Origin of the sequence: Streptomyces sp. NEAU-W12 (assembly GCF_026242095.1) — a bacterium.
GTDB lineage: Bacteria > Actinomycetota > Actinomycetes > Streptomycetales > Streptomycetaceae > Streptomyces.
The window spans coordinates 171771-194723 of sequence record NZ_JAPJDM010000015.1; the positions used below are offsets into that span (position 1 = coordinate 171771).

7 protein-coding genes are annotated in these 22953 nt (G+C 75.9%); 4 read left to right on the forward strand and 3 right to left on the reverse strand.

Annotated features, from left to right (window positions below):
• Positions 1-15 precede the first annotated feature (15 nt).
• The 4 genes from ORI94_RS20600 to ORI94_RS20615 all read left to right on the forward strand — a co-directional run bounded on the left by ORI94_RS20600 (position 16) and on the right by ORI94_RS20615 (position 16328).
• Entirely contained in the window at positions 16-6309 is a 6294-nt protein-coding gene (locus ORI94_RS20600) for a non-ribosomal peptide synthetase (RefSeq protein WP_266077671.1), read from the forward strand.
• A 184-nt stretch (positions 6310-6493) separates the two neighbouring features.
• Positions 6494-13816 carry a non-ribosomal peptide synthetase gene (locus tag ORI94_RS20605; protein ID WP_266077673.1) on the forward strand — a complete coding sequence of 2441 codons (7323 nt, stop codon included), beginning with the start codon at positions 6494-6496 and terminating at the stop codon, positions 13814-13816.
• Positions 13813-15048, forward strand: a complete 1236-nt coding sequence (locus ORI94_RS20610; RefSeq protein WP_266077675.1) for a cytochrome P450 — start codon at positions 13813-13815, stop codon at positions 15046-15048. The genes ORI94_RS20605 and ORI94_RS20610 overlap by 4 nt, the downstream gene beginning before the upstream one ends.
• Before the next feature lie 29 nt (positions 15049-15077).
• Positions 15078-16328 (forward strand): MFS transporter, encoded by a 1251-nt coding sequence (locus tag ORI94_RS20615; RefSeq protein WP_266077677.1) that lies wholly within the window; start codon positions 15078-15080, stop codon positions 16326-16328.
• A gap of 10 nt (positions 16329-16338) precedes the next feature.
• Here the strand turns inward: ORI94_RS20615 and ORI94_RS20620 are convergent, their stop codons facing one another.
• From ORI94_RS20620 to ORI94_RS20630, 3 genes are all read right to left on the reverse strand, one after another.
• Positions 16339-19251: a helix-turn-helix transcriptional regulator gene (locus tag ORI94_RS20620; RefSeq protein ID WP_266077679.1), complete on the reverse strand. Its 2913-nt coding sequence runs from the start codon at positions 19249-19251 to the stop codon at positions 16339-16341.
• A 131-nt stretch (positions 19252-19382) separates the two neighbouring features.
• A complete protein-coding gene (locus ORI94_RS20625) occupies positions 19383-19580 on the reverse strand; it encodes a hypothetical protein (RefSeq protein WP_266077681.1) in 198 nt (65 codons plus the stop codon).
• An 89-nt stretch (positions 19581-19669) separates the two neighbouring features.
• On the reverse strand, positions 19670-22819 hold the full coding sequence (locus ORI94_RS20630; protein ID WP_266077683.1) for a type 2 lanthipeptide synthetase LanM family protein: 3150 nt from the start codon (positions 22817-22819) through the stop codon (positions 19670-19672).
• Between the last annotated feature and the right edge of the window lie 134 nt (positions 22820-22953).

Sequence of the window (22953 nt, forward strand, 5' to 3'; positions counted from 1 at the left end):
GCTTGGAGGCTCACAGTGACAGCAGGACCGGCCCCCGAGAGGGCACCGAACGGCGTCGACACCCCCACGGCATCCTTCGCGCAGCGCCGGCTGTGGTTCCTGGACCAGTTGGCCGGTTCCTCCACCGGATCCATGCTCCCCCTGGTCCTGCGGCTGCGGGGGCCGCTGGACGCGGACCGCCTGGAGCGGTCGCTGTCCGGGATCACGACGCGGCACGAGGTGCTGCGCACCCGGTTCCGCACCGTCGGCGGGGAGCCGGTGCCGGTGGTCGACGCCCCCGCGGGCATCGCACTGGAGCGGCTCGACGCGGACGGGCCCGAGGAACTGTTCGCCCGCCGGCTGGGGCGCCCCGTCGACCTGTCCGCGCAGCACCCGGTCCGGGCCGTGCTCGCCCGCGTGGCGCCCGACGAGCACCTGCTGCTCGTCGAGGTGCACCACATCGCCGTGGACGGCTGGTCGTGGGGCGTCCTGCTGGACGAACTCGCCGCCGGCTACCGCGGCGAGCCGGTCGCCGCACCCGCCCTGCGGTACGCCGACCTCGCCCGCGCACAGTCCGGACGCCTGCGCGGCGAACGGCTGGAACGCCTCCTCGGCCACTGGCGCGAACGGCTGCGCGGCCTCACCCCGCTCGACCTGCCCACCGACCGGCCGCGACCGCGCCTCTGGGACGGCTCCGGCGACGTGGTCCGCTTCGACCTGCCGGCCGACCTGGTCGCCGCCGTCGACGCCCTGGCCCGCTCCCGGCGCGTCACCCGCTACACGCTCCTGCTCACCGCCTACCAGGCCCTCCTCGGCCACTGGGCGGGCCGCACCGACGTCGCCGTCTGCAGCACCCTCGCGGACCGGGCCCGACGCGGCGCCGACGCGCTCATCGGCCCCCTGGTCAACACCGTCGTCCTGCGCGCCGACCTGTCCGGCCGGCCCGGCTTCGACGCCCTGCTGGACCGGGCGCGCGGGCGCGTACCGGTGGACCTGGCCCACGCCGAGGCCCCCTTCGACCTCGTCGTCGGCGCGCTCGGCGGCTCCCGGGACCTGTCCCGGCACCCGCTCGCCCAGGCCTCGTTCACCCTGCTCAACGCGCCGATCACACCGGTGGAGATGCCCGGTCTGGAGGTGACGCTGGTCAGCCCGCCGCTCACCGAGACCCCGCTGGACGTCTTCCTGGACCTGACCCTGCGGGCCGACGGCAGCGTCGCCGCCCTCCTCCAGTACGCCACCGCGCTCTTCGACGCCGCCACCATGCGTGCCTTCGCCCGTTCCTACACGGCCCTGCTCGGAGCGGTCCTGGCCGACCCCGGCACCCCTGTGCGGGACCTGGTGCGCGCCCTGCCCGACGGCCCCGGCGGCCGCGGCCGTCCCCGGCCCGACTGGCACCGGGCGCCCGACCGCACGGCGGACCCCGCGCCGCCGGTCGCCTTCTCCGGCAGCCCCGACGCCACCGCGCTGCGCTGCGGCGAGGACAGCGTCAGCTACGCGGAACTGGACGCCATGACCGGCTCGCTCGCGGCCGCGCTGCGCGCCGCCGGGGTCACCGCGGGCGGCCCCGTGGGCGTGCTGCTGCGCCGCGGCCTGTGGTCGGTCGCCGCCATCGAGGGCGTCTGGCGGGCCGGAGGGGCCTACGTACCCCTCGACCCCGAACTCCCCGCCGAGCGGCTGCGGTACATGGCCGAGGAGGCCCGACTGGCCTGCGTGGTCGCCGAGCCCGCCACCGCCGCCACCGCCGTCCCGCTCGCGCCGGTGACGGTGGACGTCACCGCGCTCGCCCCGGCCGCGGACGGTCCCCGCCACCGGCCGCACCCCCGTGAACTGGCCCACGTCATCTTCACCTCCGGGACCACCGGCCGGCCCAAGGCGGTCGGTGTCGAGCACGCCGCCCTCGCCTCGCACGTCGCCGCCGCCCGGCAGCGCTTCGAGATGACCTCCGCGGACCGGGTGCTGGCCTTCGCCTCCTTCGCCTTCGACGCCTCACTGGACCAGGTGCTGCCCGCCCTCACCTCCGGCGCCACCGTCGTCATGCGGCCCGACGAGCCCTGGCTGCCCACGCAGGTCCCCGAGATCGTCCAGCGGCACGGCCTCACCGTCGTCAACGTGCCGCCCACCTACTGGTCCGAACTCACGCTCTGCCTCGACCGGCGGCTGGCCGCCGCCCTGGGCTCCCTGCGGCTGCTGGTCCTCGGCGGCGAGGCCGTCCCGCCCGACACCCTCGCCGTCTGGCGCGCCGCCGTCCCCCGGGCCCGGGTCTGCAACGCCTACGGCCCCACCGAGACCACGGTCACCGCCACCACCCACGACGCCGACGACCCGCCCGGGGACACCGTGCCCATCGGCCGGCCCCTGGGTGACCGCCGCGTGTACGTCGTCGACGCCGACGGCGAGCCGGTGCCGGTCGGCGTCGGCGGCGAACTCCTCATCGGCGGCACGGAGGTGGCCCGCGGCTACCTCGGACGCCCCGCGCTGACCGCCGAGCGCTTCGTGCCCGACCCCTACGGGCCGCCCGGCGGACGCCTCTACCGCACCGGTGACCTGGTGCGCTGGACGTTCGGCGGCGCACTGGAGTTCCTCGGACGCCGCGACGACCAGGTCAAGATCCGCGGCTTCAGGATCGAACTCGGCGAAGTGGAGACGGTGCTGCGCGCCTGCCCGCTGGTCGCCGCCGCCGCCGCACGCCCCGACCGGGCCACCGGCCGCGGCCTGACCGGCTACGTCGTACCGGCCCCGGACGCACCCGCCGCCCCCGACCGGGCCGAACTGCGCGCCTGGTGCGCCCGCTACCTGCCGCACTACGCCGTACCGTCCGATTTCGTCGTCCTGGACGCCCTCCCGGTCGGCGTCTCCGGCAAGCTCGACCGCTCCGCCCTGCCCGACCCCGCGCGCACCCGCCCCGCCGACGACCCCGCCCACACCGCGCCCCGCGACGAGACCGAGCGGATCGTCGCCGAGGTGTGGGCCGACGTCCTGGGCCTGGACCGGATCGGCCTGGACGACAGCTTCTTCGACCTCGGCGGCCACTCCCTGCTCGCCACCATGGCGGTCTCCCGGATCGCCCAGCGCCTCGGCCGGGAGATCGAGCTGCGCACCGTCTTCGAGCACCCGACCGTCCGGGCGTTCGCCCCGCGGGTGGCCGCCGCCCGCGTCAGCGGCGCCACCGGCATCGTCCCCGTCGACCGCGGCGGGCCGCTGCCGCTGTCCTTCGCGCAGGAGCGCCTGTGGTTCCTGGACCGCACCTCCGACCGGGGCGAGTCGTACCTGCTGTGGTACTGCTGGCGGGTGCGCGGCGGCCTGGACCGTGCCGCGTGGCAGGCGGCCCTGGACGGCCTGGTCGAGCGGCACGAGGTGCTGCGCACGGCCCTCGTCGAGTCCGACGGCCGCCCCGTGCAGCAGGTCCGCGACCCGGCCCCGGTGCCCCTGCTCTGGGAGCGGGCCCCGCAGGCCCCGGACGAGCAGGCCCGCATGGCGGCCGTACGGAGCCTCGCCGTGGCCCACGCCACCCGCCGCTTCGACCTCGCCCGTCCGCCGCTGCTGCGGGCCGGCGTGTGGGAGCTGGCCGGTGACGACCACGTCGTCCTGCTCGCCCTGCACCACGCCGTCACCGACGGCTGGTCCAAGGGCGTCCTGCTGGACGAACTCGGCCGGCACTACGCGGCCCGCCTGACGGGCGGCGGCGCCCCGCCGGCGCCGCTGCCCGTGCAGTACGGCGACTTCGCCGTGTGGCAGCGCGACCGCGCCGACCGCGGCGCCCTGGAACCGCAACTCGCCTACTGGGAGCGGGTCCTCGAGGCCGCCCCCGTTCTGGAACTGCCCACGGACCGGCCGAGGCCCCCCGCCTTCACCGGCCGGGGCGGCGCGGTCGAGATCGACCTGCCCCGCGCCCTCGTCGACCGGACCGACGCCCTCGCCCGCGAGCGCGGCGCGACCCGCTTCATGGTGCTGCTGGCCGCCGCCCAGACGGTACTGGCCCGCTGGACCGGGCAGACCGACATCTGCGTGGGCACGCCCGTCGCCGGCCGCGGACGGCTCGAACTGGAGCCGTTGGTCGGCTTCTTCGTCAACACCGTCGTCCTGCGCACCGACCTGTCCGGACGGCCCGCCTTCGACACGCTCGTGGACCGGGTGCGCGACGTGGTCCTGGGCGCCTTCGACCACCAGGAGGTGCCGTTCGAGCAGGTCGTGGAGCGGCTTCGGCCGGAGCGCGACCTGTCCCGCAACCCGCTGTTCCAGGCCATGGTCGACGTCCAGGAGTCCACGGAGGAGGGCATCGGCCTGCCCGGCCTCGAGTCCGCCGACTTCGCGCTGCCCTGGGGGTCGGCCAAGTTCGACCTGACCGCCACCTTCGTGATCCGGCCGGAACGGTTCGCGCTCAACGTCGAGTACGCCGCCGACCTGTTCGACCCGGACACCGCGGCCCGGTTCGCCCACCACGTCGGCCGTGTCCTCGAAGCCCTGCTGGCCGACCCCACCGCCCGCGCCGACGAGGCCGCCCTGCTCTCGGCGGACGAGCGGCGCCGCCTCGTCGAGGGTGCCGGGCGGGACACGGAGCCGGCGCCTGCGTTCGAGGTGGCGGGCCTGCCGCACGCCCCCGCCGTCGTCTGCGAGGACACGGTCCTCGACTACGCCCGCCTGGACGCCCTCACCGGAGGACTGGCCGCGGCCCTGGCCCGCGCGGGCGCGGCCCCGGGCGACGCCGTCGGCGTGTGCGTCGGCCGCGGCGTGTGGTCCGTGGCGGCGATGCTCGCCGTCTGGCGGGCGGGCGGCGTCTACGTCCCGCTCGACCCCCGGCTCCCCGGGGAACGCCTGCGGTACATGTGCGAGGAGGCCGCCGTACGGCACGTGGTGTGCGACACGCGCACCCGGGACCGCGCCGCCGCCCTCGCCCCCGGTGCGGTCGACGCCGACGACGTCCCCGCCGATCCCGACGGACCCCGGCACACCGCCCACCGCGACGACCTCGCCTACGTCGTCTTCACCTCCGGCTCCACCGGCCGCCCCAAGGCCGTCGGGGTCGAGCACCACGCCCTGGACGCCCATGTCCGCGCCGCCCGCGAGACGTTCGGGCTGACCGCGCGGGACAGGGTGCTCACCTTCGCCTCGACCTCCTTCGACGCCTCCCTCGAGCAGATCCTGCCCGCGCTGAGCACCGGGGCGACGGTGCTCGTACGCCCCGACGACGTCTGGGCGCCCCAGGAGCTGGCCGCCCGCGTCGCCGCCGAGCGGGTGACGGTCATGGAGCTGACACCGTCGTACTGGACGGAACTGGTCGCCCGCCTGGACACGCTGGCGCCCCGACTGGCCTCCCTGCGACTGCTGGTGACGGGGGGAGAGGAACTGCCCGCCGACCCCCTGCGGCACTGGTTCGCGCATCTGCCCGGGGTGCCCGTGGTCAACACGTACGGCCCCACCGAGACGGTGATCTCCGCCACCGCGCACCCCCTCGCCGGGGCTCCGGCCGGCCGGGTGCCCATCGGCCGCCCGCTGGGCGGCCGCCGCACCTACGTGGTCGACCCGCTCGGTGAACCCGTACCGCTCGGCGTCCCCGGCGAACTCGTCATCGGCGGACCGGAGGTGGCCCGCGGCTACCTGGGGCGGCCCGCCCTCACCGCCGAACGGTTCGTCCCCGACCCGTTCGGCGCGCGCGGCGGCCGCCTCTACCGCACCGGCGACGTGGTGCGCCGACTGGCCGGCGGCACACTGGAGTTCCTCGGCCGCAACGACGACCAGGTCAAGATCCGCGGCTTCCGCGTCGAACCGGGAGAGGCCGAGGCGGTGCTGCGCGGGCACCCGGGGGTGCGGGGCGCGGCCGTCGTGGTGCGCACCCTCAACGGCGAGACCGCCCTCGTCGGCTACGCCGCGGGTGGCGGACTGTCCCAGGAGTCCCTGCGCACCCACTGCCGGGCCCACCTGCCCCACTACCTCGTCCCCTCGGCGTTCGTCCTCCTGGACTCCCTGCCGCTGACCGTGCAGGGCAAGCTGGACACCGCCGCCCTGCCCGAACCCGAGACGCCCGCGCCGCGGTCCGGCGTCGCACCGCGGACCCCGGCCGAGACGGTCGTGGCGCAGATCTGGTGCGAGGTACTCGACCTGCCGAGGACCGGCGTCCACGACGACTTCTTCGCCCTGGGCGGCCACTCCCTGCGCGCGGTGGCGGTCGCCTCCCGTCTGCGGACCGCCTTCGACTGCCCGTTCCAGGTCCGGGACCTCTTCGAGCACCCCACCGTCGAGCGGCTCGCCGCCGAGGTGGAGCGGCGTCTGCTGGAGCTGATCTCGCAGATGAGCGACGACGAGATCGACCTGTCCCTGACGGCCGACCTCTGACCCTCCCCGCGACGCCCGGTCCGCTTCGGCTCGCCCCGCCGGGCCCGTGTCGGCCGCCGGGCCCGTCCGGCCGGCCGCAGGGACGGCCGGCTCCGCCGGCCGCCCGTCAGCCGCCGCCCGGTGTCCGCGCGGCCCCACCCCTCACCGACTTCCTCTCCCCCAGAACCGAGATCGGAGTGCCCTCATGACCACATCCGACGTGCGTCCCGGCCCCGCCGCCGCGGGCGGCGGCCTGTCCCCGGCGGCCCGGCGTCTGCTGGAGCAGCGGCTGCGCGGCCGGGCCGCGTCCCGGGACGCGGGGCCGACCCGGATCAGGCCCCGCCCGGAACGGATCCCGCTGTCCGCCGCCCAGCAGCGCCTGTACTTCCTGGACCGGCTCGATCCCGGAGCGACCACCTACCTGCTCCCCGCCGCCTGGCGGGCGACCGGCCCGCTGGACGTGCCGGCCCTGCGCGCGGCCGTCGCGGACCTGGCCGCCCGGCACGAGCAGCTGCGCGTGGTCTTCCCCGAGCACGAGGGCGTCCCGTACCAGCGGGTGCTGCCCGCGGGCGACACGGTGCTGGACGTGACCGAGGTGACCGGGGCGGGCACCGAGGACCGCGAACGCCGCCTGGCCGCCGCCGTGCACGCGGCCGCCCTGCGCCCCTTCGACCTCGCCCGCGAGCCCGCCTTCCGTGCCACGCTCGTGCGCGCCGCCGCCGACGACCACGTGCTCGTCCTGGGCATGCACCACATCGTCTCCGACGGCTGGTCCCTCGACCTCGTCGTCCGCGACCTGGCCGAGCTGTACCGCGCCAGGACACAGGGGCGCGCCGCGGACCTGCCCGACCTTCCCCTGGACTACACCGACTACGCGATCTGGCAGCGCGAGAGCGACCGGTCGGCCGCACTGGAGCACTGGCGCACCCGCCTGGCCGGACTCACCCCGCTGGAGCTGCCGGCCGACCACCCCCGCCCCGAGACCCCCGGCAGCCGAGGGGCCGTCCACCGGGTCACCCTGCCGCCCTCCCTCACCGGCGCACTCACCGCACTGGGGCAGCGCGTCGGCACGACCCCCTACATGACCGTACTGGCCGCCTTCCAGGCCGCGCTGGCCTTCCACACCGGGCAGCACGACATCGCCGTCGGCACCGTCGTGGCCAACCGGGAACGCGTCGAGACCGAGCAGCTCGTCGGCTTCTTCGTCAACACCCTCGTGCTGCGCGGAGACCTCTCCGACGACCCGACCCCGGCCGCGCTGCTCGCCCGGACCCGGGACCAGGTCCTGGAGGCGTTCTCGCACCAGTCGCTGCCGTTCGAGAAGGTCGTCGACGCGCTGAGCCCGGACCGCGACCTGGCCCGCAACCCGCTCGTGCAGGTGCTCTACACGCAGTCCGGCACCGCCGCGTCCGGCCTCACCCTCGGGGAGGCGGCCGTGACGCCGTACCGGATCGACCTCACCACCGCCAAGTTCGACCTCACCCTGGACCTGCGCGACGGCGAGGACCGCACCGAGCTGGCCTTCGTCTACCGCCCCGAGCTGTTCGAGGAAGCCTCCGTCGCCGCCCTCGCCCGGCACACCGTCACCCTCCTGGAGGCGTTCCGCGCCACCCCCGACACCCCGCTCAGCGCCATCGACCCGCTCACCCCCGCCGAACGCGGCCACCTCCTCGGCCCGGACGGCCCCGCCAACACCGGAACCGGGACCGCCCCCGACCCGCGGACCGCCCCCGACCGGTTCGCCGAGCACGCGGCCCGCACCCCGCACGCCGTCGCCGTCAGCGGATCGGGCCGCTCCCTGACCTACGCCCGGCTCGACGCCCGCGCCCGCGCGCTCGCGCGGAGGCTGCGTGCCGCCGGCGTGGCCCGCGGCTCACTCGTCGGCGTCTGCCTCGACCGCACCCCCGACCTGGCGGTGGCCCTGCTCGCCATCTGGCGGGCCGGTGCCGCCTACCTGCCGCTCGACCCCTCCCACCCGCAGGCCCGGCGCGAGTTCACCGTCACCGACGCCGGCATCGACTGGATGGTCACCGACACCGGCACCGCCGCACGCACCGCCGCCTGCTCCCTGCCCGTCCGGCTCATGCTGCTCGACGGCTTCGACGACGAGCACGGCCCCCACGACGAGCACGGCCCCGACGGGGACGGCGACCTCCGTCCGGCCCCCGGCGACCTCGCCTACGTCATCTACACCTCCGGTTCCACCGGCCGCCCCAAGGGAGTGGAGGTCACCCACGCCAACCTGGCCTGGCTGCTCGGCGCCGCCGACCGGCACTTCGGCTTCGGCCCCGCCGACGTGTGGACACTCATGCACTCACCCGCCTTCGACTTCTCCGTGTGGGAGCTGTGGGCGCCGCTCGCCACCGGCGGACGCGTCGTCGTGCTCACCCCGGACGAGGTGCGCGACCCGGCGGCCGTGCACCGCGTGCTGCGCGAGGAGCGCGTCACCGTCCTCAACCAGACCCCCGCCGCCTTCAAGGGGCTGCGCGCCCACCTGAAGGACGCCGGAGCCGGTTTCGGTGACCTGGCCCTGCGCACGGTCGTCTTCGGCGGCGACGCCTTCGACGTGCGCGACTACCGCGACTGGTTCACCGCCCCCGGGCACCTGCCCGCCCTGGTGAACATGTACGGCATCACCGAGACCTGCGTGCACGTCACCCTCCGCACCATCACCGAGGACGACGTCCGCGGCACCGTCCGCTCGCCCGTCGGACGGCCACTGGCCGGACAGCACGGCTACGTCCTCGACCCCTGGGGCCGGCTCGTCCCGCCCGGCACCGTCGGTGAGCTGTACGTCTCCGGCGGCGGCGTCGCCCGCGGCTACCGCAACCGGCCCGAACTGACTGCCGCGCGCTTCCTGGAGAACCCCTTCGGCGCCCCCGGCGCCCGCATGTACCGCACCGGCGACCTGGTGCGGGTGCTGCCCGACGGCGAACTCGCCTACGTGGGCCGCGCCGACCACCAGGTGAAGATCCGCGGCCACCGGGTCGAGCCCGGCGAGATCGAGACGGCGCTGCGCGCCCTGCCCGGTGTCGCGGACGTCGCCGTGGTGGCCCGCGCCGACGGCGGCACGGCCCGGCTGGTCGCGCACGTCGTCACGCCCGAGGGCCGCCCGCTCGACCCGCCCGCCCTGCGTGAGGGACTGCGGCTGAGCCTGCCCGACCACATGGTCCCGGCGCTGTTCGTCCGCCACGAGCGGCTGCCGCTGACCGCCAACGGCAAGGTGGACCGGGCCGCGCTGAGCGCCGTCCACGCCGACGCGGCCGGACAGCGCACCCACGTGCCGCCCGAGGGGCCGGCCGAGCAGGCCCTGGCCGGCGTGTGGAGCCAGGTCCTCGGCGCCGAACACGTCGGCCGCACCGACAACTTCTTCGACCTCGGCGGCGACTCCATCCTCGCTCTGCGCCTGGTCGGCCTGGGCCGGCTCGCCGGGCTCGCCTTCACCGTCGCCGACGTCTTCCGCGCACGCACCCTCGCCGACCTGGCCGCACTCGTCTCCGACGCGACCGGCAGCCCCGAGCCGGTCGCCCCCTTCTCCCAGGTGGACCCCGCCGACGCCGACCGGCTGCCCGAGGACCTCGCCGACGCCTACCCGCTCACCATGCTCCAGGCGGGCATGCTGCACGAAATGCTCGCCGACCCCCGGCGCGGCGCCTACCACAACGTCACCGACCTGAAGATCACCGTTCCGGAGGGCTTCGACCTCGGCGCCTTCCAGGCCGCCGTGGACGCGCTGGTCGCCGGACACCCGATCCTGCGCACCTCCGTCGACCTCGTCTCCTACCGTGAGCCCCTCCAGCTCGTCCACCGCACCGCCCACCTGCCCGTCGGCTACACCGACCTGCGGCGACTGCCCCGCGAGGAGCAGCGGACGCGGCTGCGCCGCTTCGTCGACGAGGAGTTCGACCGCCGCTTCGACCTGGCCGCGGCACCTCTGGTCCGCCTCCACCTGCACCACGTCACCGACCACGACCTGCGGCTCGTCCTCACCGACTGCCACGTCGTCCTCGACGGCTGGAGCCTGACCTCCCTCGTCGCCGACCTGCTCGCCCTGCACCGGGAGGCCGTCGCCCACCGCACCGCCCCGCAGCCGCCAAACGCGCCGCCGTTCGCCGAGTACGTCGCCCTGGAACGCGCCGCGCTCAACAGCGAGGAGTCACTGGCGTACTGGCGCGACCGGCTCGCCGACCTGAGGCCGGTGACCCTCCGCCGCCGGGCGGACGGCGCCGCCGAGGGGCACCCTCCGGTCCACGAGGTCCGCCGTTCCTACGCCCACCTCGCCGAACGCATCGGCCGGCTCGCCAGGGAGGCGGGCGTGCCCCGCCGCACCGTGCTCATCGCCGCCTTCCACCACACCATGGGCCTGTTCGCCGACCGCGACGACAGCGTCCTCGGCCACAGCATCGGCCTCGTCACCAACGGCCGTCCCGAGCTGCCCGGCGCCGACCGGATGCGCGGACTGTTCCTGAACACCGTGCCGTTCGGTGTGGCCCGCCCGCGCGGTACCTGGCTCGCCCACCTGAGGGACGTCTTCCGGGCCGAGCAGGACATGCTGCCGCACCGCAGGGTCCCCCTGGTCCGCATCGCCGAACTCCGGCCCACCGAACCGCGGCTGACCGACACCGTCTTCAACTACGTCAACTTCCACCGCCTCTCCCACGACTCCTGGGACGACTCCCTGGAGATCGCCCGCACCATGTTCCCGCTGCTGGTCAACGCCAGTGTCAACGCCTTCACCCTCGACGCCGACCCGGAGTACGTGGCCCCCGCCACCGCCGAGCAGCTGGCCGACGTGTACTGCGCCCAGCTGGAGGCCATGACCGCCGACCCCGACGGCCGCGTCACCCGTCCCGCCCTCACCGGCGCCGCCCGCGCCACCGCCCTCGACGACTGGGCCCGCGGCCCCCTCGTCCCGTCCTCCCCGCTGCTCCTGCACGAGCACATCGCCGTCCATGCCGCCCGCACCCCCGACGCGACCGCCGTCGAGCACTGCGGGCAGCGGCTCACGTACGCGGAACTCCACGAGCAGGCCGAGCAGCTGGCGCACCGGCTGCAAAGACTCGGCGTGGGGCCCGAGACGGTGGTCGGCATCTGCGCCGAACGCGGCCCGGACCTGGTGCGCGCCGCCGTCGGCGTGCTGCGCTCCGGCGGCGCGTTCCTGCCGCTGGACCCGCAACACCCCACCGAACGGCTCGCGTTCATGGCACAGGACAGCGGCATGCGGGTCCTGCTGACCCAGCGGGCCCTGGCCGGCACGGTGCCGTTCGGCGGGCCGGTCGTCCACCTGGACGCCCCCGCGGAGCGCCAGGAGCCCGTGCCCGGCGGCCCGGCGGCCGACGCCGACACCCTCGCCTACATCATCTACACCTCGGGCTCCACGGGCACCCCCAAGGGCGTGGCCATCGCGCACCGAGGCCTGTCCAACATGCTCGAGGGCCAGCGGGACCTGGTGGACCCCACGCCCGGGGACCGCGTCCTGCAGTTCGCCTCCTTCGGCTTCGACGCCTCGATCCTGGAACTGACCTGGTCCCTCGCCAACGGCGGCTGCCTGGTCACCGCCCCCAGGGACGCCCTGCGCCCCGGCCCCGACCTCGCGCGCACCCTGCGCGAGCACCGCGTCACCGGCGCCATGCTGCCGCCCAGCGCCCTCGCCGTGCTCGGTGAGGACGCCTTCCCCGGCCTCAGGGTGCTCCAGGTCGCCGGCGAGGCCTGTCCGGCCGAACTCGCCGACCGGTGGTCGCGCGGCCGGCGTTTCCAGAACGTCTACGGCCTCACCGAGACCACCGTCTGGTCCCTCGCCGCCGACATCGGCCCCGGCCGGGGACGCCCGCCCGTCGGCACCCCGATGCGCAACACCCGCGTCCACGTCCTGGACGACGACCTGCAGCCGGTCCCGGTCGGCGTCCCCGGCGAGATCCACCTCGGCGGCGACGCAGTCGGCCGCGGCTACCTGAACAGGCCCGCCCTCACCGCCGCCACCTACGTCCCCGACCCGTACGGCGCCCCCGGCGACCGCCTGTGCCGTACCGGCGACCTCGGCACGCACCGGCCGGACGGCTCCGTGGAGTGGCTCGGCCGCCGCGACTCCCAGGTCAAACTGCGCGGCTTCCGCATCGAACTCGGCGAGATCGAACACGCCCTGAGGCAGCTGCCCGAGGTCCGCCAGGCGGTGGTCCTGCACCGCACCGACCTGCCCGGCGAACCCGCCCTCGTCGCCTACCTCGTCGCCCCGAAGGAGCGCCGGCCCGCCCCGGAGGAGCTGCGCGGCGCCCTGCGGGCCTCCCTGCCCGCGTACATGGTGCCCGCCCGGTTCGTCGTCCTCGACGAGATGCCCGTCAACCGCAGCGGCAAGATCGACAAGCGGGCGCTGCCCCTGCCGACGGCCGAACCCGACCGCGCGGACGCCGAGTACGTCGCCCCGTCCAGTGCCGCCGAGAAGATCCTGGCCGAGATCTGGCGCGAGGTCCTCGGGCTGTCCCGGATCGGCGTCCACGACGACTTCTTCCGCGTCGGCGGCAGCTCCCTGTCCACCGTCCGCGTCTCCCTCATGGCCGCCGCGCGGGGCCTGTCCGTCTCCGTCGGCGACCTGATCGAACACCCCACCCTCGCCCGGCTGGCCGAGCACGCCGTCCGGGCGGCCGGCGAGGGCCTGCCCGCCGCCGTCACCTCCGAGGTGCGGCTTCGCGAAGGAGCCGGGGAACCCCTGTGGTGCGTGCACCCCACAGGCGGCAGCGCCGCCTGGTTCGTCCCGCTCTCCCGCGCCCTGCCGCCCGGCCGCCCCGTGCACGCCTTCCAGGCGCGCGGCCTGCTCGGCGGCACTGATCCGAGCACCGTGACGGGCATCGCCGCCAACTACGTCGCCGAGATCACCGAACGCGGCGGCACCGGGCCGCACGCCCTGCTCGGCTGGTCCATGGGCGCCAACATCGCCCTGGAGATGGCCACCCAGCTGCACGGGGCCGGCCACACCGTCGCACCGCTGGTCCTGATCGAGCCGTACCTGCCCAACGCCGCCGCCCGCACCCGCCTCGACGGGGTCACCCAAGACCTGCGCGAAGCGCTGCGCCAGCGGGACCGGCTGCGCGCACTGCCTCCCTCGCCGCAGCGTGACCGGGCCACCGCCGAGCTCACCGCCACCCTGCTGGGAGCGGGCATGAGCCCGGCCGAGGCGGCCCTCGTCGAAGGCGCCCCGATCGAGGTGTGGCACTCACTGCTCGCCGCCCTCGCCGCCTACGACGTCCGTCCCTGTCCCGGACACGTGCACCTCGTGGTGGGCAGCGAGGCCGCCGGACTGCCGCGCGGCCGCACCATGCCCGGCCTGGACGTCGACTACGACACCTACGTCGCCCGCTGGCGCGAGGTGGCCGGCGGCGGGCTCACGCTGCACATCAGCGACGGCGACCACATGTCGATGATGGCCGAGCCCCGGGTGCACGGCATCGCCGCCCTGCTCACCGGCATCGAGCGCACCGGCACCACCGGGGCCGTCGGCACCACCACGAGCACCCCCACGGGAGAGACCCGATGACCACCCACGCCCCCGCCCCCGTCCTCGCCGAGCGCTACCTGCTCTCCCCGGACATGATCGCCGACCCCTACGACCACCTCGACGCCCTGCGCGAGCAGGCCCCCGTCCACTGGAGCCCGCTGCACCACGCCTGGCTCGTCACCGGCTACGAGCAGGTGATGAACTGCCTGCGCGACCCCGCGGTCTCCGCCGACCGGGTACGGCCGCTGATGGACGCCGTCCCGCAGGGCGCCCGCGAGGACGCCGAACGGGCCTTCGGCATCCTCGCGCGCTGGATGGTCTTCAACGACCCGCCCCAGCACCGCAGGCTGCGCCGGGTCTTCCAGGAGGCGTTCGCCGCCCGAGCCGTGGCCCGCTACCGCGCCTTCACCGAGAAGGCGACCCGCGCCGTCCTCGCCCGCAAGGCCGTGCCCGGCGGCACCGGTGACCTCATGTCCGGCGTCGCCAAGCCGCTGCCCGCCCTGGTGTTCGCCCGCTGGCTCGGCATCCCGCCCGCCGACGGACCCTCCTTCTGGTACTGGAACACCCGCGTCGCCGACCTCGTCCTCGGCACCGCCCAGGAGGAGAGCGAGTACCGGGCCTCCCTCCAGGCACTGGTGAGCCTGGAGGACTACCTCGGCGCCCTCGTCGCCCGGCGCCGCGCCGAACCGGGCCACGACCTGATCAGCCAGGTGCTGGGGGAGGGCCGGATCGGCGACTCGGTCGGCGAGGAGGAGTTCGTCGGGATGCTCACCCAGATGGCGTTCGCCGGCGGGGAGACCACCAGCAACCTCATCGCCAACACCGTCCTGGCCCTGCTCACCCGCCCCGACCAGCTGGCCGCCGTCCGGGCGGAGCCCGAACTGGCCCAGGGGGCGGTGGAGGAGACCCTGCGGCTGGACGGCCCGTCGAAGATGTCCATCCGCACCGCCGCCCGCGACCTCGACCTCGACGGCCGCACCCTGCGGGCCGGGGACCGGATCTTCCTCGTGACCGCCGCCGCCAACCGCGACCCGGCCCGCTTCCCCGACCCCGGCCGGTTCGACGTCCGCCGCTCCGGCGCCACCCACCTCGGCTTCGGCTTCGGCGCCCACTTCTGCATCGGCGCCGCCCTGGCCCGGCTGGTGGCCGTGACCGTCGTACGGACGCTCGTGTGCGACCACCCCGGCCTCGCCCTCGCCGACCCCGGGGGCCTGGCCTGGCAGCCCTCCCTGCTCAACCGCGGCCTCACCGCCCTGCCCGTGCACTACTGACCGGAGCCCGGTCCGACGAAAGGCACACCATGGCCACCACCCTCACCGGCGCCGGTCCGCGGCTGTGGGCGCCCGCCCGGCACCGTTCCTTCCGCCTCCTGTGGACGGGGCAGTCGCTGTCCCTGCTCGGAGACGGCTTCAGCGTCGTCGCGTTCTCCTGGATCACCCTCGGCCTGACCGGATCCACCCTCACCCTCGGCTACGTCCTGGCCTTCCAGGCCGTACCCCGGGCCCTGTTCACCCTGGTGGGCGGCAGCCTCAGCGACTCCTGGTCGCCGCGCGCCCTGATGGTCGCGTCCAGCTGGACGCGGGCGGTGCTGATGGCGGCCGTCGGATCCGCCGGACTGAGCGGACACCTGACGGTGTGGATGCTGTGCGCCGCGGCCGCCGCCTTCGGCACCGTCGACGCCTTCTTCCAGCCGGCGCGCGTCTCCATCCTGCCCTCGGTCGTGGACGACGAACTGCTCACTCCGGCCAACGCGCTGATGGGGGTCGGCGCGCGGACCGCCGCCGTCGTCGGCCCGGCCGTCGGCGGCCTGGTCATCGCCCTGACCCGGGCGCCGATCGCCTTCCTCGTCGACGCGGTCTGCTTCGCCCTGTGCGGTCTGTGCGTGGCGCGCGTCCGCACCCGTCCCGCGGCGGCCCGCGAAACCCCCGCCGACGCGGTGAGGGAACGGGCGTCCCTCACCGCCCGTATCCGCGAGGGCGTCACCTACACCGCGCGCGACCCGCGGCTGCGGACCGTCGTCGCCCTCGACACCGCCGTCAACTTCTGCTACGCGGGGCCCTTCACGGTCGGCTTCGCGACCCTGGCCGACCAGGTGCTGCGCGGCGGCTCGGCCACGCTCGGCGTGCTCAACGGCTCCCTCGCCGGGGGAGCCGTGCTCGGCACCCTCGTCGGAGGCGCCGTCGGCGGGCGGCCCAGGGTCGGTCTGCTGGTGGCCGCGCTGGCGGGCTGGCTCGGCGCGGGGATGGCCGTCCTGGGCCTGGTGCACAGCACTCCGGTCGTCGTGGCGACCGTCCTCGCGATGGGCTTCGCCATCGGCTTCCAGGGCGTGTTCGGACTGAGCTGGATCCAGCGCAACATCCCCCAGGAGGTGCTCAGCCGCGTCGTCTCCGTCGACATGGTCCTCGGTTACGCCGTGGCCCCGCTGTCGCTGATCCTGTGCGGGGCACTGGCCGGGGAGGACACGTTCGCCCTGTTCGGGGTGGTGGCCCTGGTGCTCGCCGCGACGGGCCTGGCGGTGCTGGGGTCCAGGGCGGTGCGCGAGATGCGGTAGCCGACGCGCCCTACCCCCGGAAGGCGGCCGACCGCGCGCACAGGTCCGCGCGGTTGGCCGACCCCGTCTTGGCGATGAGGCTCGCGATGTGCTTCTCCGCCGTGCGGGGCGAGATGAACAGACGGTCGGCGATGTCCTTGTTGCTGAGCCGCTCCGCGAGCAGCCGGAACACGTCGAACTCCCGGACGGTCACGCCCTGCGCGCGCAGTTTCTCCGGGATCTGGCTGGTGCCGGAGCGATGCTGGTGCACCGGGGCGCCGAGCCTGCGCAGCCCCGCCCGGCAGGCGCCGGTGACGGCCGCGACGTCCCGCTCGTGGAAGTAGTGCTCGGCCCGCCGCAGCCAGCCCACCGGATCGCCCCAGCCGTCCCGGTGCCCCGCGTCCGCGACCAGCCGCAGCCCCAGATGCCGGGCGAGCGGATAGGGCCGCGCCACCTCCAGTGCCGACTCCACCGCCGCCGCGGCGCGCGGCCCCGCGCCCTCCCGGCCCAGCAGCACGGCGTCGGCGAGCAGCACGAACTGGCGGTTCCAGCGCATCCGGGCCATCGCGGTGCCGGTGACCTCCTCGTGCCGCGCCCGCCCCGCGTCACCGGCGAGCACGTCCAGCAGCAGCACCAGGCCGTGGGTGCCGCCGAGGTGGTAGGTGGAGGGGTTGCCCGCCTCCAGTTCCTGCACCGACCGCAGCTCCGCGCGCGCCAGGTCGCGGTCCTCCTCCAGCAGCGCGCAGAAGGCGCGGGCCAGGCCGAGACTCAGCGGCTCCTCCTGCGAACCGGCGCCGTCCCACTCGGTGAACGCCGCCAGGGCCGTCTCCATCGCCGCCCGGTCCGCGCGGTGCGCCTCCAGGGCGGCCCGCGCCATCAGGACGTACCGCACGGCGGGTGCCAGGCGCAGCCGCCGCACCACGGCCAGGCAGTCGTCCGCCGCCGACCGCGCGCTCTCGTGGTCGCCGCGCAGCACCGCGTCCAGGATGAGGATGCCGTCCACCGTGTGCACGATGCTCACCGAGCCGAGCCGCAGTGCCTCCTCGCGGGCCGCCAGCAGACCGGAGGTGTCGCCCTCGGCGAGCCAGGTGTTGCCGCCCATGCGGGTGGCCGCGTACATGCGCTGCAGGGGCAGCCGGTGCCGCTCCGCCGTCGCCAGGGCCTGCTGGAGCATCGCCGCGGACTCCTCCGGGTCCCGCTCGCGGGCGACGGTGGCGAGCAGTTCCCGGGCCTGGCAGGCGACCACGGGCAGGCCGTGGCGCTCGGCGGTGTCGGCCGCCGACCGGGCCAGCTTCTCCGCGTGCTGGGTGCGGTCCGACCCCGGCGTGTCCAGGGCGAGGTAGGCGGCCGTGACGTCGACGGACGCCTCCGTCGCCTCGTCCGGGGCCGTCGCCAGCACCTCGCGTGCCCGGTCGATCTGCCGGTTGCCGTCGCTCCACCGCCCCGCCGTGTGGGCCACCTTGGCCAGCCGGGCGTGCAGCGTGGCCAGCCGTACGGCGCTCAGTCCGGCGCCGCCCAGTGCGTGCAGGTCCTCGGCCAGGTCGAGGGCGCGGGCGAAGTCACCGGCCTCCGCGAGCGCGGGCAGCAGGTTCTCCAGTACCGAGGCCCGCGCCTGCGGATCGCCGGCATCGGCCAGCAGGCCCTCGGCCCGGCTGAGCAGCGTCACGGCGGAGCCCAGGGCGCCCGCCGCCAGGGCCCGCCCGCCGGCGTCCGCGTACAGCAGCCCCGCCTCCACACGGTCCCCGGCCTCGCAGCGCAGCCCGGCCGCCAGCGCGCACCAGTCGCCTCCGAGACCCGGATGGAGCTCCTCGACGGCCCGTGCCCCCCGCCGGGCCAGGTCCGCCCGCTGACCCGGCGTCATCTGTGTGAACAGGGCCTCGACGGTGGGGGAGTGGCGGAAGGAGTACCAGTCGGGAGCGGGCTCGTCGGGGACGACCAGCCGGGCGGCGACACCCGCGTGCAGATGGCCGAGCAGCGCCCGGTCGTCGACACCGGTCATGCGCTGGAGCACGGTGAGGGGGAAGCGGCGGCCCAGGACGGCGGCGGCCGACAGCAGGGTCAGACCCTGCGTGCCGAGCCGGTCGATGCGCCGCAGGATGCCCCGGGCCAGCGTCGAGGAAACGTCACGGCGCAGATCGCCGACCGCCCGCCAGCCGTCGGTGCCCTGCACCAGCGTCCCGGCCCCGATCATGGACTGGAGCAGTTCCTCGACCAGGTACGGACTGCCCGCGCTGTCCTCCCACAGGCGCTCCAGCACCGCCGCCGGCACGTCCCCCGGACCGCCGGCCCCCAGCTGCGCCGCCGTCATCTCGTCCACCTGGGGCCGGGTCAGCGGCGGCAGTTCGGCCAGGGTCGCGACGCCCCGGCGGCGGGCGGACTGCGCCAGGTCCAGGGCGTCGCTGAAATCGGTCCGCACGGTGGCCAGCAGCAGGACCGGTGTGTACTCCAGGTTGTCCACCAGGTACTCGAGGACGCCGAGCGTCTCGGGGTCGGCGTCGTGCAGGTCCTCCAGCAGCAGCAACTGGCCCTGCCCGCGCCCGGCGGCCAGCAGCAGACGCAGCACCGCCTCGCCCAGGATCACCATGGAACTGCTCTCGCGCTCCCCGGTGTCCCAGTCGGGTATCAGCCGCCCGAGGACCGGCCGGTAGGGACCGAGGGCCAGGTCGTCGAGGGGCTCGCCGCTGCGGAACAGCGACATCAGCGCCTCGGTGAGCGGCCGGAACGGCACGGCGGGCCCCGTGGTGCTGCTGCGGCCGCGCAGTACCCGCATACCGGAGCCCAGCGCACCGCCCACGGCCTGTGCCGCGAGCCGCGACTTGCCCACCCCGGCCTCGCCGATCAGGAAGACGACGCCGCCGCGCCCCTGTCTCGCCTGGGCCATGGCACTTTCGAGCAAGGTGAGTTGGGGGTCCCGCCCGACGAGGAAAGGCGCATGGGAACGCATGGACGCAGATGATAATCGGCAAGCCGGGGCCCGGGGCAGATCGCGACCCCGACGGAGAACCGCCGGACGCGCCGCGGCGCGGGACCGCCCGGCGGTCCCGCGCCCTCACCCGACGTGACAACCGCGCGGGGTCAGCTCGGCGCGGAGACCGAGGTGTCCAGGGTGCTCAGCGTGACGACGATGCCGCTGGTCAGCACCATCCCGGCCAGGACACGGGCGCGGGCGCAGGCCCGGTTGCGGCCGGTGAGCGTGATCCCGCCCGCCGCGTCCTGCTCGTCGGCGGTGTGCTGGGCGGAGTCGGCGGCGGTGGTGGCGAGGTGCTGATCCATGAAAGGTCTTCCCCTTCTGTTTTCCGTACGGCGGGTACGGGGCGGAGGCGGAGATGCCATGGGGCCGAGGAGCGCGGGTGCCTTACCGGTCAGTGGTCGGGGTGGGCCAGGAGCAGGACGGACGGGACGGTGCCGGGGTGGGCCAGACGGAGCAGCCCGTAGCCGATGCCGGACAGCCCGTCGAGCAGCCCGGGGGAGGGAACGTGGTCGGGGGTGGCACAGCGGTGGCTCTGCGCCTCGACGAGGGCGAGGGCCCGGCCCGCGCACCGGGCGAGCGTCCCGGCGGCGGCCGAGTCACCCCTCCCGGCGCGTACGGCCAGGGCTTCCAGCGTGCCGAGCGTGCCCCGCCCGAGGCTGAGGTCGGGACGGACCCCGGCGTCCGCGGGCCGGGCCGGGGCCGGGGACACGGAGGGGGCGGGGGACAGGTGGGCGGCGACGGCCGCCGCACCGGCGAGTCCGCCGGACCAGGACACGTCCGCGGGCGCCGCCCCGGCGCCGCGCAGCGCGGCCTCCAGCAGCGTCCGGGCGGCGGCCGTGTGCCCGGCGGCATCCCCGGGGCGGCGGGCGGCGTACCGCAGCAGGGCCCAGGCGATGCCCGCGGCACCGTCGGCGAAACCGGCCGGAAGGCCGTCCGCGGCGGCGGCACACCGGTCCGCACCGGGCGGCACGGCGCCCTCGGCGCCGGTGGCCTCCCCGGTCACCGCACCGAGCAGCCGGTCCGCCAGAGCGTCCGCCAGCCTCAGCGCCGCCGGATCGCCGGTCGCCTCGTGCACCGCGACCACGGCGGTCAGGGCTCCCGCCGTACCGCCGGCGAATCCGGGCTCGGAGCACGCGGACGCGGAGTGGCCGAGAGCGGTGAGCGCGTTCGGCAGGCACTTCGCGACGTCCGGGCCGAGCAGTGCCGACAGACGCAGCACCGCGTACACGACGCCGCCGAGACCGTCGTACGCGCCGGGTCCCGCCGCCGCGCTCAGCTCGGGCTCGTCCGCCAGCGCCTTCAGCAGGACGGGCAGGGGGCGGACGGCCTCCCGGGCGAGTGCGGCGTACCGGCCCGCCTTGGCCAGTGCGTCGGTGTGCGCCAGGAACAGCGCCACTCCGCAGTAGCCCTGCGCGAGTCCGGCACCCATCGGCAGCACCGCCCAGTGCGGCCCGGACACCCGCTCCAGACCGAGCCAGTTGGTCCGCCCGCCCTCGCGCACCGCGCGGGCGGCGATCTCGTCGGCGATCCCGCACGCGGCGGCGAGCAGCCGGGACGCGTCGGGCGCGACGGCGGGCACCGGCTCCACCACCAGTTCGGACCTGGGCCGGTCCAGCGGGGAGCCCGCGCCCCGGGCGGCGAGCGTGGCCGTGATGATCCACTCCTGGTCGTGGCAGTCGACCTCGTCCATCCGGGCGATCTTCTCCCGCACCGCGGCCACGCCCGCCACCGGCAGCACATCCGGCAGCCACGTGCCGTCGTCGGCCCGGACCGCGGTCCCCGACGGCCGATGGGTGAAGAGCGGCACGTCACCGCGCCACAGCGCCGCCGTCTCGTGCTCGATCAGCCGCCGCCGGGTCCCGTCGTGCCCGGACTCGGTCCACAGCACCGCGAACACGCCCTCCCGGGCGAGCGCGTCGCCGAGCAGCGACGGGTGGGCCGACTCCTCCAGCAGCGTCGCGTACAGGCGGGTGGAGCGGACGATGAGCCGGGCGGGACGGTCGGCACCGGCCACCAGCGGGCCGTCGTCGCCGAGCAGTTCACGGCCGTGCGCGGCGAGCGCCGCGTACGCGGCGCGGAACCCCTCCAGCAGGGCCGCCCGGTGGTCGGCGCCCTCCAGGAGGCGGCCGGCGGGCAGCGGCTGGTTGTGCGCCGCGGGACTGAGGAGCGGGGCGCGTACGGCCCGCATGGTGTCCAGACCGCTGTCCCGCCAGTGCAGGCCCTCGCTCGGGTAGGTGCCGTCGGCGGACCGGCCGAGCGCGGAGATGTCGAGGGCCCCGTGCTCGCCGATCAGCAGGTGCGGCAGCAGGCAGGTGCGGTGCACGGAGGCGTGCAGCGCGTCCGCCGCCGGGTCGGCGCCCGCCGTCGTGGACTGCGCGAGCCCGGTGTGCAGCAGCGTCTCGGCGTCCACCAGAACCGGCTGGTCGCCACAGGCGATGACGTTCTCGTAGTGCATGTCGGCGCCGTCCACCGCGTACAGCAGGGCCAGCAGCGCGCCCTGGCGCCGGTAGAACGCGTCCGTCTCGGTCACCGACCGGCACCAGCGGTGCTCGACGAACTCGAGCCAGCCGTACGCCTCGCGGCGCAGGCTGCGCGGGGTCCGCAGGTCCAGTCCGGGGACCTTGGAGTTCAGCCAGTGCACCAGGTCGTCGAGGAGCGCGTGCTGGCCGAGCGGCCGTGGCTTGTAGACCAGCCGGTCGCCGCCGGCGAAGCGCAGGACGGCGACGGACCGGTTGCCCTGGTGGGCGTCACCGCGGCCGAGGTCCACCCCGACGAGCGGCCCCGGGGCGCGTCCGTCGAGGAGTCCGGCGGCCAGGTCCTTTCGGTCGGCCGCGAAACGGGCCGCCAGTTCGGCTGTGGCCGCCGTCGCGTCCAGGGCGGTCCGCGCGAGCATCCGGGCCAGCACCGGGTAGGCGGCGAACAGCGCCCCGAGGCCCTGCCGGGTGGCTGCGGCGGCGGTGAAGGCGTCGAACCGCTCGCGGGCGCCGGCCCCGGCCAGCCGCCCGGCGCGCCGCGCCGCGTCGAGTTCGCGGACCAGGGTCCGTGCCGCCAGCCGGACCAGCTGGTGCGTCAGCCGCCGTGCGAACGCCTCCCGCCACACGGCCGGTTCGGCGTCCGAGGAGGCGGGCAGCAGCCCGGAAAGCCGCGCGGTGGCCGTGCCGACCAGCGGCTGGACGACCGGGGCGAAGACATCGGGTCCCTCGCCCGGGGCGAGCGTGTCCACCGGCGCCGCCGCGGCCTGGTCCAGGACCGCCTCGGCGTACCGCGCCCAGTCGGGCTTCGGGGCACGGGCGGCCAGCCGCGCCGCGGGCTCCGCGGCCAGTGCCGCGGCCGTGGCACCGTCCACGCCCAGACCGGCCAGCCGCAGGGCGAAGCCCTCGGCGTCCCCGGCGGCCCAGGGGGCGGGTCCGGCGGTGGCTCCGGCGGGCGCCCCGGGAAGGCCGGGGGCGGCGAGTCGTTCCGCGAGGGACAGCGCCGGTGCCCACCACGAGGGCGGAAGGCCGGTGCTCCGGGACGTCGGGAGGCTGGCGGTCTCAGTCACGAGAAAGAAGGTCGCAGACCCCCTGTGACCCCCACATGGGTAGGCGGCCCCCATATTCTGCGAGGCCCCCGCCCCGCTCCGGCGGGCCGCCCCGCCCGGCGCCACCCCTCGAGGGGTAAACCCGCAGCTCGGAG